A 12378-nucleotide genomic window follows, 5' to 3' on the forward strand; every position below is an offset into this window, starting at 1 on the left:
GATGACAGATATATTTATTAAACATGTCGCCCTGAATATCCCTGAACAGGATGTTGAATTGGCCAAGGCATTTTATCAGGATTTTGGATTACGAATTTCTCATGAAGCAGCAAATCGCATCAATATTTACTGCGATGGTGTTGATCATCCCAGTATTGTGCTCTTGATAGGTCATCAAGATAAGGCTTTAGATCATCTAGAAATAGGGGTGAGCAATCGCAAGATGCAAAAAATTAAAGCACGATTAGATCAACATCACATCGAGAGCCATATTCAATTTGGACAGTCCGAAATAGGAATCTGGTTTTCTGATCCTCAGGGTATTTTATTTCATGTTATAGAAGCGGAAGACAGCTATAAAGAAATTGCTGTTAATCCCTTTATGATTAATGCGCCAGGACATAAAAATCGTATTAATCAGGGTGCTTTACCCCCTAAATCGACATTGCCAGCAATTCGACCACGGCGCATGGGACACGTTTTGTTATTTACACCTGATGTGAATGCCTCACTCAAATTTTTAGAACAAATATTTGAAATGCGTTTATCAGATCGTTCAGGAAATGGGGTAGTTTTCACTCATTGCGCCGAAGGCAGTGAACATCATGTCATTGCGTTTGCTAAATCCAGCCATATCGGATTTCATCATGCGAGCTTTTTAGTGAATTCTCCAGATGAAGTCGGATTAGGTGGACAGCGTATGCAGGAAAAAGGACATCAAAAAGGCTGGGGATTTGGCCGGCATTCTATCGGATCAAACTTCTTTTATTATGTGGCAGATCCATGGGGAAGCTATGTGGAGTATTACGCAGACATGGATTACATCCAAAATAGTAATGAATGGCGAGCTAAAAATTGGCCTCCGGAAGATGCTTTACATTCATGGGGTCCTCAACCGCCCCACGACTTTACTCACAACTATGAACCAAATCATTTACGCGCCTAATATTTAAAAGGAATTATGCTATGAAACTTGCAAAATTTAGTATCGATAACACCATTTCATTTGGTTTAGTAACCCAAGATGGAATTATTGATTTTAAGAAAATTAATCTGCCCTACTCTGATTTAGAAAGTTTAATCTGGGCTGGAAATGATGCTTTGGCTTTTGTTCAGCAATCATGTACTGGCGTTAGTGCGCATTATTCACTTTCAGATGTTACATTTTTAGCACCAATTTCTCGTCCTGGAAAATTTCTAGCAATTGGTATGAATTATAAAAAGCATCAGGAAGAAGCGGACAAGCTAGGCGTAGAAAAACGCAGTCATCAAACATGGTTTAACAAACAAATAACCTGTATTAATGATCCTTTTGGTGATATTCATCCTGGCGTAACTGAAAAATTAGACTATGAAGTCGAGTTAGGAATTATTATTGGTAAAAAATCTAAATATCTAACAATAGAAAATGTACGTGATTCCATTTTTGGTTATGTCGTTGTGAATGACGTTTCTGCTCGTGATTGGCAATTCCACACTCCAACGTTTACCATGGGTAAATCATTTGACACACATGGTCCAATTGGCCCGTGGATCGTAACTGCAGATGAAATCGAGGATCCACAAAATCTGGAATTACGCTGTTATGTGAATGGTGAATTACGTCAGGAAAACAACACGTCTGAAATGATACACAACATCAATGATCAACTCATTTATTTATCTAATGCGTTTACGCTTGAACCCTGCGATATTATTGCGACAGGAACACCAGAAGGTGTGGGTGTTGCCATGGAACCACCTGTCTTTTTAAAAGAGGGTGATCTTGTTACCTGTGAAATCGAACACATTGGAAGTATCAGAAATAAAGTCACACGTTAAGGTTGTTCGCAGTAGTTGTCATTTAACCACAACTGCTGCCTAAATTTTTCAGGTGTAATCTGATTATTTTTCAAAAAAGCTCGATAAAAATTTTGCACATGACCATAGCCTAAAGAGAAAGAAATTTGTTGAATAGATAAACTACTTTCTTTTAAATATCTGCATGCTAATTCATTTCTTACTTCATTTAAAATCTCGCGATAAGATGTCCCCTGCTTCGATAAATGTATGCGCAAATTACGATCAGACATATGTAACTGATCAGCAATATTTTCAACAGTCGGAAGCTGATTAAAATTACTGGTTAATAAAATATGTTTAAGTTGGTTAGATATCGAGTTTTTTGTTTTAATACTATTTAAAATAGTTTCTACCTTATTTTCACATAATGAAAAAATAAAAGGATTTCCTGTATTTAACCTGAGTGATAACCATGAAGCAGGCACACATAATTGCATAAAGGGTTGATCAAATAGAATTTCACCCAAAAAGTAATGAACATAATCATTATTATATGCAGGTACTGGATAATTACACTTTAATATGCATTCACTCCAATCAATATTTTCTGGTAGTTGAGTTTGCATGAGTGAAATACCACAAGTGACAACCTGTTCCATTAAAATAATATAAAGTTCTTGAGAAAGTGGGGATTGAGCATTATACGTAATGACTAATTGATCGTTCTCTATACAATGGCTAATGCTCAATGACTCATAAATGGTATCAAAAATTTTATTTGCAATTTCAGTGAATTGCGTATAATTCTCACTCGACATTAAGGCATAGCCATAAATTCCAAAATTCCGTACAGTTTTCATGGCACCTAAGCGTAGCCCCAATCCGGGTAAAGATAATTTTTTATTGCTACGAACCAGAAAATCCAGATATTGTTGAAATGTAAATCGTACTGTTTGTTGCTCAATATCATTTAATGAAAAAGATAATTCTTTAAAAAAATGCTCAAGTTCATTTTTATCAAGGTTTTTTTTTAATAATGAAGTCAAATCAGAAAAATAGCTATTTAAAATCTTTTGCTTTTCTTGTTCAAACTCATTAATTAGACTGACTCTTTCCATATCTACTCATACTGTATAACTACAGGGATAATCATCAAATTGAAAAATTACAACAAATGATGGATAGAAATTTTATATAAATTAACACCAAAACTCTAGATATATAACTCTCTTTTAATTGGATTTTGATAGTTTAATGAAAAACATGAACTATTGTAACGATAATCTTCATTTAGAAGTATAAATATCTGTTTATTTTCAAAGAAATCATTTTTTATTGGCATACTCTTGCATGATTAACGGAAAGTAGCTTTCAATTAAAATATGATCAAGATATGAAAGGTATAGCGCGTCTGTACCTTTTTATCTACGCTCAAGATTATAGCCGTTAAAACATGAGGTTTTGACTGACTTGTCCGCATGACTGCTGACGTGATTTTAATTTACAAATTAAACGCTATATTTTCAAAGCATATCAATTGACCCACAATATGTTACGTTATAACATACCAATAATAACATATGGGGTGCTTTGATGTTCTATCGTTTTATTACTTTATCTTTTTTAGCCAGTATCCACTCTAGCCATGCTGCAGATGATTTGTCTGAACTGACTAATCTTCCAATCATTCATAGTGAAGCAGAACATTCTTCAACGGTGGATAGCATCGCAGTAGTCAAAAACACACAGGCACAAAACAAAACTTTAGGAGATATGCTCAAACAGATTTCTGGCGTACAAAGCAGCTCATTTGGGCCTAACGCTGGCGCGCCTGTGATTAGAAGTTTAACAGGCAGCCGCGTTCAAATTTTAGAAGATGGACAAAGTATTCTGGGCATGAATGCGTTGAGTGGTGATATTAATATTCCTTTTGATCCCTTATTTATTCGTTCTGTTACGGTAAATAAATCTTCAGATAGTGTGCGCTATGGTGGGCACGGTATTGGCGGAAGTGTGGATGTTGATACAGGAACAATTTCACGAAAAATGGAAGATAAGAGCCATGAACTTGAAATCACCGCACGTAAAGGTTTTAATGATGTTGATGCTCGAGGTATTCGCTTAAACGTTAATAACCAAAATAATCTATCAACCAATTTACTTTTCTCCTCACAGCGTATTTCTTCTTATAAAATCCCGGGGAATAGCAAGGCTGATGCTTGTAACAATCAAGTATTTATAAACAATGGCGGTATCAATAGTTCCCTTGCCGACTCTTGTCAGAAAGAAGTTCGTATAAATGAACTCTATAATAAAGCATCACAGCCTTATATTGATCAATTTATGACGGAAAATCCTGATTGGGCGGATGGTCAGTTTTCTTTTTATACGGATAATCCTGTCTCAGTCTGGTCTGGCAAAGAATATCATAACCCTGTAAATCCAGACTATGTTCCAGGTACAACTGCCTTTACTCAACAAAAAATTAACAAAGATATTACACCTGACTATAAACATAAACTGGGCAATAGTTATCTAGAAAATCAACATTTTGCGATTGGAAGTACCTATTTTTTTGATCAAGGTTATGTGGCTGCAAGCCTTGACTCTAAGGATAGTCAATATGGTGTACCGGGATTTTCTATGGAAAATAAATCCTTTTATTCAAATGATGAAGGACTACCCGTTGGCGTCAAGACCAAGCAAACCCGTTATACACTCGAAGGAAAATTATTAAAACCTCTCTCTGTGTTGGAAAATGTAGAGGTTCATCTTGCACAAGTGAACAATAAATCAGGTGAATATCTTGGAGCATCCAATGCCAATGATTATAAATTCGATACACAGCAGGCAGAATTATTACTTTCGCAGCGTCGTATAGGTCCATTAAGCGGACTGATCGGCTTAAATTATCAGCGCAGAGATGTGAAAGGTTCAGGTTCACAGCGTTATTTACCTGACGTAAATACTCAAACCGACGCTGTTTTTATTCAGCAAAAATTAGATTTCAACTGGATTTCCTTTAATGCGGGTTACCGCCATGAACAAGTGGATCACCATATCCAAAATGATCAATTTATACGCTCAAGAAATTCAGCTAATAGCACTCTTCAAGATCAGTCATTTCATCTAAACAATTATAGTGTGGGATCTTATATTAAACTTGGTTCATTATTTGGCACTAAAGTTAAATATTCAGTGTCTGAACGGGCACCAGAAATTAACGAGTTATACGCCAGCAATCCTCATTATTCAATCATGACCCAAGAAGAAGGTAACCAAAACCTTAACCCTGAGCAAAACAAAAGCCTTGAATTAACAGGATTATTTCAATACGCAGGTTTTGATCTAGCTGCAACGGTATATCAAATGAAATTTGATAACTATTTATATCTCGGACATTCAGGCATGCAAGTCCAAAATCGCTTACCCCTTAAGTATTGGAAACAAACCGATACATCTGTGAAGGGTTTTGAGCTCGATTTATCCCAAAAAATTGACTTAAAACAATATGGACAATTTAAAGTATCGGCACTGGCTGATCTCGTTAAAAATGAGGCCACTAATCCTGATTCACTACGCTCGCACAATGACGGCGTCTATCTGCCAAGTATGCCAACTAACCGTTATGGAGCCAGTTTGTCATGGGAGAACCAAAGCTGGTTTGCCAACCTTTCCAGTATGTATTATGACAAACCTCGCTACCTTGGAAAAAATGTTTTGGAAGAAGTACCTTTACCTGGCTACAATCTAGTTGAAATGGAAATCCGCAAAACGCTCAATCTTAAAAATGCAGACGTTGACATATTTTTAAATGGCACGAATTTGCTCAATCAAGAGGCTCGTCCACAAAACTCACCATTAAAATATATTGCCCCACTGCCTGGTCGAGGGTTTCAACTCGGTGTTAGCATGCGAATTTAGCAATTAAACCATCAAAATTTAAAACATCCCCGAGCTATGTTCATTCAATGCCAAAAGATCATTTATTTTTGGTCTTGAATGACTTCGGACACATGATGAGCAGGGGTATATTTAAAATATTTGCTTGCCGTATTCAGTAATGAGGATCATTAAAAGCGCTCATAATTTAGTTTCTAAACCTACGTATATATCGCCTTTTTTAGTTTTTATATATCGAATGACCTCATGCTAAGAACCCCCAATATAGCGCTATTAGTAGAATTCATTGAGGGCTTTATATTCCTCAAAGTCCGCCCAATAAGCTATTTTTTTCTAAGGCCTCAACAATTGTTTTAGCAGTAACACGCGCAGAAAAAGGGTTTTGTCCAGTTATTAAATGTTCGTCTTGTACAACATTGGGTGTGAAAGGAATGAACGTTCTTTGATAATTTGCGCCTCTTTCTTTTGCTAATTTTTCTGCATTATAAGGAACTTTCTTGGCAACCCCTGCCAATACTTCTTCACACCATGCAAAGCCAGTCAATTTTTTGCCTTGAATCAGATATTTATTATTTGAAAGTCGCACATTCAATAAACCGCAATAACCGTGACATACACTTGAAACAATGCCACCTTTTTCATAAATATTTTTAGTGATTTCCTGAAGATCAGGATTATCCAAAAAATCCCACATTACCCCATGCCCACCCGTGTAATAAATCACGTCATAATCTTGCCAATTAATCTCAGATGGTTTCTTGGTATTCTCAAGCAATTTCATAAAGCTTGGATCATTTTTACGTTTCAATACCGACTTATCAGCGACCAAGCGCCCTAATGATTTAGGTTCGATGGGAGAACGACCACCTAATGGACTGACAATATCTTGAATATAATCATGCTTTTCAAATTCATCATAAGCATGAGTAAGTTCTCCCAACCACAATCCAGTTGGGTACTTTAAACCCTTGTATTTATCTAAATTAGTGACAATGTGTAAAATTCGTTTCGTCATAACTGCCTCTGTTTTTTCAAATTTATTAATATTGCTTTTGATACACTATAAGTCTAAAGTTAGCTTTAATGTCAAGAGCAATTAAGTGAAATGAATATTAGCGAGCTATCTAAAAAAAGTGGATTGAGCACTCCTACAATTCGTTATTATGAACAAATTAAGTTACTTCCAAAGGCAAAGCGCAAAGCAAATGGCTATAGAGAATATAGTGAAGATGACCTGAAGCAATTATTTTTGATTCAACAAGCTCAGCAAGTTGGTTTTTCTTTGAATGAAATCAAAGTCTTCCTTCCTTCTAATGTTATAAATTGGGATCATGATATTTTAATTGGTTTACTAGAAAGTAAAATTCAGGATATACAGGATTTAGAACAAAAGTTATCGATCAGTAAAAATAATCTACGTAGCATGATCAATGCCATTAATAACAAACCCGACGAAATGACGTGTGAAGAAAATGCCCAACGTTTGCTCAATCTTTATTACACAAATAACAAAGGTTAAGTTTTGTATTTATTGCTGAATGATAAAAAATATAAACCTTAAATCTTAGCATTTAGTTAAATGAGTTATTTCAGCTTGCCTTTATTATGGACAACTAAAGTTACTTTAAGCCACAAGCAAACAGCTTCACGGGCGTTTAATTTACCCGCATAGCCATTTGTACCACATAGTATGCAATGTGCTTTTATTGCATTTATTCCCATTCATTAAGATGAAAATGCCCCATTACGCATACGACTTTTATATTGACGAGTACGACGAGCCATCGTGACTTGCTGTAGTATCAATGCCCACAATGGAGAGATTCTAGGATTTGTTTTTTTACCGAGACTCAGTTTTCGTAGCTGGAATTTAACTGTCGCCATATTTGCGAGTGAAGCTAGGGTTTTATTTTTCCAATGGATGGGGTTTAACTCAGGCGAAACATTTTTTCCTTGTTTCCATTTATTGGGTAAATTCGGGTCAAGCGCTAATGCAGTCGCAATTCCAACCATATCTACACCACTTTCAACGACTTTTTCAGCAATTTGTTTACGACGAATGCCGCCTGTTACCATCACTGGCATGTTTGAAACTTTGCGAATCTCTTGAGCAAACTCCAGAAAATAGGCCTCTCGTGCTAAAGTACGGCCATCTCTTGCTTGTCCTTGCATCGCTGGTGCTTCGTGACTTCCTCCCGAAAGTTCGATCAAATCAACAGATAATTCATTTAGCATGCACACCACTTGTTGTGCGTCTTCAACACTAAAACCGCCTCGTTGAAAATCAGCAGAATTAAGTTTAACGGCAACAGTAAAGCTTGGCGAAACCACAGCACGAACAGCATTGACAATTTCAATTAAAATACGTGCCCGATTTTGTAATGAGCCACCCCATTGATCCTGACGTTTATTGCTTAAAGGTGAAAGAAATTGGCTTAATAGATAACCATGTGCTGCATGAATTTCAACCCCTGTAAAGCCCGCTTTTTCGCCTAAACGCGCAGTGTTGGCAAAACGTTGAATAACTTCATCAATCATATCTTGAGTCATTTCAACTGGAATATTAAAGCGATCTGACATTTTGCCTAAATCAAGACCCATAGCTGAGGGCGCCCAAGTTTCCTGACCCAAGTTTGATTGCATTTGACGACCAGGATGGTTGATCTGCAACCACACTTGCGCACCTTTGGAACGCGCAATTTGTGCCCAACGTTTGAAAATATCTAAATGCTTTTCATCTTCGAGTACCACTCCGCCTGGCCCTGTCATGGCACGACGATCAACCATGACATTTCCTGTAATAATTAAGCCAGCGCCGCCCTCTGCCCATGCCTGATATAAACGCATAAGTTCCTCTGATGGCGCTTGCTCTAAATCTGCCATGTTTTCTTCCATCGCAGCTTTAGCAATACGGTTTTGAATTTGGGAGCCATTTGGTAAAACTAATTTTTTAAATACGTCCATTGCGGTGTCCACTTTTGAGTATGGTTACACTGTAAGATTAAAGTAAACTTCAATGTCAACACTTTTATTTATTATTCAATTCATTTGTCTTTTCTAACTCATTCTCTAATTTAAATATAGATCACATGGTTATTATGTAGTGGGATTACCTGTTTTATTTAATGCTACAGCATTACTGGATATGATCGGATGGAAAACTATGAATATCGCGCTTATTCCTTGGTTAATCATTACAACCTTGTCTTTAGTATGGCTGCATGCAAAAAATCAAGTGATCAAAAAAAGAGAGTTTAAAACTCTCTTTTGAGACACTAAAATCTAAATATTTATTTCAAATCTTTTGTATTTTTAAATTTAAGGCCTGAACGACTGCTACAATCTCTTTTGAATCCCCGACACCTGATTCAGATTATTTTGCTACTGCCATGGTCTCGGTTTGATTGGTTTGGTCGGATTATCGCATAGTGGTGTTGTTTCTTAAGATTAAATCCACATAATATGGCTGTAATTAATCGACAATGACCCCATTGTACTCTTAATCGGGTCAGTACATAGCAGTAGATTTTGACCATTGTTATAGAGAAAATAATGCCTTAGATTGGTGCATCCAAAAGAAGTATATAATTTCTTATTTAAAGAGGTAGATCAAATCTCAGCCCACCCTCATCTGGCATCAAACTAAACTATGTTTTCTTTTCCCAATTAAATATTTATTTTCAATTTTATGAAATCTGAGCTACAGAATATTAGAGTGCTCTTATTAGGATATTATTCCTAACAAGAATATCCCCATAATTCAACTAAACAATTAAATATAAAACATATTTTAATAACGAATCATCACAGATTTCAATTCTGTATAGTCTTCGATAAAAGTATCAGAAAATTCACGACCAATGCCCGAAGCTTTAATTCCACCAAAAGGTACGCAAGGGTCCAGAAAAGTATGCATATTAATCCAGATTGAACCTGCTTCAATTTGTGGGACGAGACGCAATGCTTTGGATAAATCATTGGTCCAGAGGCTGGCAGTTAAACCAAAACGAGAATGATTGATCATTGAAATCAGCTCTTCATCATTTTCAAAAGCAATGACATCTACTACGGGGCCAAAAGTTTCTTCAATAAATAAGGGATCATCCACACCCTGCACTTTTAACAACGTCGGTTCAACAAAATAACCCATTTTTGATATAGCGTTACCGCCACAAATGATTTGATTATTTTGATGGGCAAGATCAAGATAATGTTTGACCTTATCAAAATGGGGCTTATTTGAGAGTGGGCCAAACATACTGGATTCATCCAATGGCGAACCAATTTTTAATTGTTGGATGGCACTCGTCATCTTTTCCACCAATTCATCATACTTAGACTGGTGAACAAAGAAACGTTCTGGTGCTGCACACACTTGTCCCTGATGAACAAAGGTCGCTTGCAACAAAATAGGCAAAATTTCATCAAGATGAGCATCAGCCAAAATTGCTGCGGCATTTTTACCTCCCAGTTCTAAGCTAACGCGGGTTAAGTCATTCTTCATCGCTTGTTGACCAATCGCGATGCCCGTAGGGACCGAACCCGTAAAAGAGACTTTTTTCACTAAGGGTGAATGAATCAAATGCTGCCCAGCATCACCGTTACCCGTGATCACATTAATCACACCAGCTGGAATCCCTGCTTCAATAGCAAGTTCAGCCAAACGTAACAAGGAAAGCGTGGTGAACTCACTCGGTTTGAGCACAATCGTACAACCTGTGGTTAATGCCGAACCAATTTTCCAGCACCCGATCATTAAGGAGAAATTCCACGGTACAATACCGGCTACCACACCTACAGGTTGACGTAAGGTATAAGCAGCATATTTTTCTCCATTCATAGAGGGAATCGACGGCTGCATAGTCTGGCCATTAATCTTTGTAGCCCAACCTGCAAAATACCTTAAGAACACCACCGTTTGTGTAACTTCCAAGTGTCGAGACAAATTAATCAGTTTACCTGTAGTCAACGTCTCTAACTGTGCCAGTTCCTCAGCGTGTTGTTCAATCAGATCGGCCAATTTATTGAGTTTTAGACCACGCTCATAAGGAGAAGTATTAGCCCAAGTATTGGTAAAAGCCTCGTGCGCGCTTTGAACGGCCTTTTCAACTTCTTTTTCAGTCGCAACGGCAATCGTTGAAATGACTTGTTCAGTAGCAGGGTTGATAAGCTCAATTCGTTCCTGCATTTCTGGTATTGTCGTTTTTCCATCAATAAAATGACCATGCTGACGTGCCATAAATTGCTGTACACTTGCTAAAATCTGTACTTCACTCATTTTATTTTCCTCTTTTTGATTTTTGAAATCCTGTCATAACAGCAACTATTTCTCTGATTTCATCCTTACTTCATATCTCTGACTACACATTTGATAAAACACTGTTTATCGCTATCCGATTTAATAGCTGTATTGCAGAATTAACTGCGCATACGCATTGGTTTTGTCATCATAGTTCTGAGTACCGCCATTCTGGATATCATGCTTTGGCTTATAAAGTCCGATCAGAGGTACAACAGTGAGATTGTTGTTGACCGACCAAACCGAAAATAGATCTAGCTCCTGCCCATCCATATTGGTTAATGACTTATTTATCGTTTTAAATTTATAAGCCAAGACGCCTAACATAAAATTTTCCTTCAAGTTCATTATGTAAGAGACTTGATGAATATCAGCATTTTTATTGAAAGGCCCTGCATAATTTCCAGCAACTTCACCCTGAAACCATGTACCGAACCCGACCGTATTTCCATAAAACATCGGGTCGTATTGGTCCGAAAAATGGCTAAAACGATAGCCTAATGAGGGTGTATATTTTGAAGATAAAAAGTTATAGCTCAGTGCTAAGTAGCCAGCATTTTCTTGACCATCTTTTTTATCTTGCACAACAAACTCAGTTTTAACTTGTAGTTCTGGTAAAGGCTGATAATTCAAACGTAAAGCGTAGTTTTTAAGATCTTCGCGCCCTGAAACCTGTTCAGTATCTTTAAGGTCTAATACATCTAAATAAGTAAACCCAACGCCCTTATCTTTGAGCTGATACATGAGATCAGTCACAAAAAGTTCTGGTGAAAATTGTGCTTTATTGTCCGATTTTAAGTAAGCCAGTTTTAGCGTTGTATTTTCTTGCGGTTTGTACTGAACCAAGCTAGTAAAATCAAAACTTCGACGTGCTGCCAGATAATAGGCCCCGCCCCGATCCAATGCGCCATACGCAGGCGGTTTACCGAGGTTTAATGCATCACCCGCAATGAAAAATCCGTCACCAATCATGATGTTTTGTCGACCAATACTTAAATCATAAGTCGTCAACTCATCTTTATTGATACCGTCTTTAAAACCAATAACCCACTCATTCACATCTGTTTTACGTTCTTTTCCATTACTATTTTGACCAGCGTCCCCATCTCCAAATGTAGCTGAGCTAATTCCGCTTAAACTTGCATAGAGTTGGTTGTTATTAAATGTATATTGTCCTTTGGCACCATATTTAAGATGGCCTTCTTGCCAATTAATTCTTTCATCATCCAAGTTTTCGCCGTTATAGCTTTTATCACTACTAAAAGCCCCGAAAGTTGCTTCAAATGTTGGTTTAATTTCAACCTCACCTGCGTGTACAGTTGAAAAAATTGAGACAAAGAGAGTCCCTTTCATCACTTGAGAAAGTAGCGTTTTCATACAAAATTCCTTTTTGT

At 37.0% G+C, this 12378-nt stretch carries 9 protein-coding genes; 4 read left to right on the top strand and 5 right to left on the bottom strand.

Annotated elements, in window-relative coordinates:
• Position 1: 1 nt before the first annotated feature.
• Both IAE20_RS05470 and IAE20_RS05475 read left to right on the top strand, forming a co-directional pair.
• A complete protein-coding gene (locus IAE20_RS05470; protein WP_200481402.1) occupies positions 2-946 on the top strand; it encodes a VOC family protein in 945 nt (314 codons plus the stop codon).
• A 20-nt stretch (positions 947-966) separates the two neighbouring features.
• A complete protein-coding gene (locus IAE20_RS05475) occupies positions 967-1821 on the top strand; it encodes a fumarylacetoacetate hydrolase family protein (protein WP_200481403.1) in 855 nt (284 codons plus the stop codon).
• Here IAE20_RS05475 and IAE20_RS05480 read toward each other — a convergent pair.
• Positions 1818-2900 carry an AraC family transcriptional regulator gene (locus IAE20_RS05480; RefSeq protein WP_200481404.1) on the bottom strand — a complete coding sequence of 361 codons (1083 nt, stop codon included), beginning with the start codon at positions 2898-2900 and terminating at the stop codon, positions 1818-1820. The genes IAE20_RS05475 and IAE20_RS05480 overlap by 4 nt on opposite strands.
• A gap of 475 nt (positions 2901-3375) precedes the next feature.
• Here IAE20_RS05480 and IAE20_RS05485 point away from each other — a divergent pair, with 475 nt between their 5' ends.
• Positions 3376-5706 (top strand): TonB-dependent receptor, encoded by a 2331-nt coding sequence (locus IAE20_RS05485; RefSeq protein ID WP_200481405.1) that lies wholly within the window; start codon positions 3376-3378, stop codon positions 5704-5706.
• Positions 5707-5989: 283 nt separating this feature from the next.
• Here IAE20_RS05485 and IAE20_RS05490 read toward each other — a convergent pair whose 3' ends face one another.
• Positions 5990-6700: a type 1 glutamine amidotransferase domain-containing protein gene (locus tag IAE20_RS05490; protein ID WP_200481406.1), complete on the bottom strand. Its 711-nt coding sequence runs from the start codon at positions 6698-6700 to the stop codon at positions 5990-5992.
• Positions 6701-6790: 90 nt separating this feature from the next.
• Here IAE20_RS05490 and IAE20_RS05495 point away from each other — a divergent pair, with 90 nt between their 5' ends.
• The gene (locus tag IAE20_RS05495) at positions 6791-7204 is read left to right on the top strand and encodes a MerR family transcriptional regulator (protein ID WP_200481407.1); all 414 of its coding nucleotides are present in this window, start codon (positions 6791-6793) and stop codon (positions 7202-7204) included.
• Between the two features lie 206 nt (positions 7205-7410).
• On the opposite strand, the gene IAE20_RS05500 is transcribed toward IAE20_RS05495, so the two are convergent.
• From IAE20_RS05500 to IAE20_RS05510, 3 genes are all read right to left on the bottom strand, one after another.
• Positions 7411-8649 carry an NADH:flavin oxidoreductase/NADH oxidase family protein gene (locus tag IAE20_RS05500; RefSeq protein WP_200481408.1) on the bottom strand — a complete coding sequence of 413 codons (1239 nt, stop codon included), beginning with the start codon at positions 8647-8649 and terminating at the stop codon, positions 7411-7413.
• An 826-nt stretch (positions 8650-9475) separates the two neighbouring features.
• Positions 9476-10963, bottom strand: a complete 1488-nt coding sequence (locus IAE20_RS05505; RefSeq protein ID WP_200459814.1) for an aldehyde dehydrogenase family protein — start codon at positions 10961-10963, stop codon at positions 9476-9478.
• A gap of 120 nt (positions 10964-11083) precedes the next feature.
• On the bottom strand, positions 11084-12361 hold the full coding sequence (locus tag IAE20_RS05510) for a hypothetical protein (RefSeq protein WP_200481409.1): 1278 nt from the start codon (positions 12359-12361) through the stop codon (positions 11084-11086).
• Between the last annotated feature and the right edge of the window lie 17 nt (positions 12362-12378).

It is taken from the genome of Acinetobacter sp. S54, assembly GCF_016624945.1.
GTDB lineage: Bacteria > Pseudomonadota > Gammaproteobacteria > Pseudomonadales > Moraxellaceae > Acinetobacter.

Coding starts and splice junctions, on each gene's coding strand:
- IAE20_RS05470 (WP_200481402.1), top strand. CDS start 2: ATGACAGATATATTTATTAAACATGTCGCCCTGAATATCCCTGAACAG.
- IAE20_RS05475 (WP_200481403.1), top strand. CDS start 967: ATGAAACTTGCAAAATTTAGTATCGATAACACCATTTCATTTGGTTTA.
- IAE20_RS05480 (WP_200481404.1), bottom strand. CDS start 2,900: ATGGAAAGAGTCAGTCTAATTAATGAGTTTGAACAAGAAAAGCAAAAG.
- IAE20_RS05485 (WP_200481405.1), top strand. CDS start 3,376: ATGTTCTATCGTTTTATTACTTTATCTTTTTTAGCCAGTATCCACTCT.
- IAE20_RS05490 (WP_200481406.1), bottom strand. CDS start 6,700: ATGACGAAACGAATTTTACACATTGTCACTAATTTAGATAAATACAAG.
- IAE20_RS05495 (WP_200481407.1), top strand. CDS start 6,791: ATGAATATTAGCGAGCTATCTAAAAAAAGTGGATTGAGCACTCCTACA.
- IAE20_RS05500 (WP_200481408.1), bottom strand. CDS start 8,649: ATGGACGTATTTAAAAAATTAGTTTTACCAAATGGCTCCCAAATTCAA.
- IAE20_RS05505 (WP_200459814.1), bottom strand. CDS start 10,963: ATGAGTGAAGTACAGATTTTAGCAAGTGTACAGCAATTTATGGCACGT.
- IAE20_RS05510 (WP_200481409.1), bottom strand. CDS start 12,361: ATGAAAACGCTACTTTCTCAAGTGATGAAAGGGACTCTCTTTGTCTCA.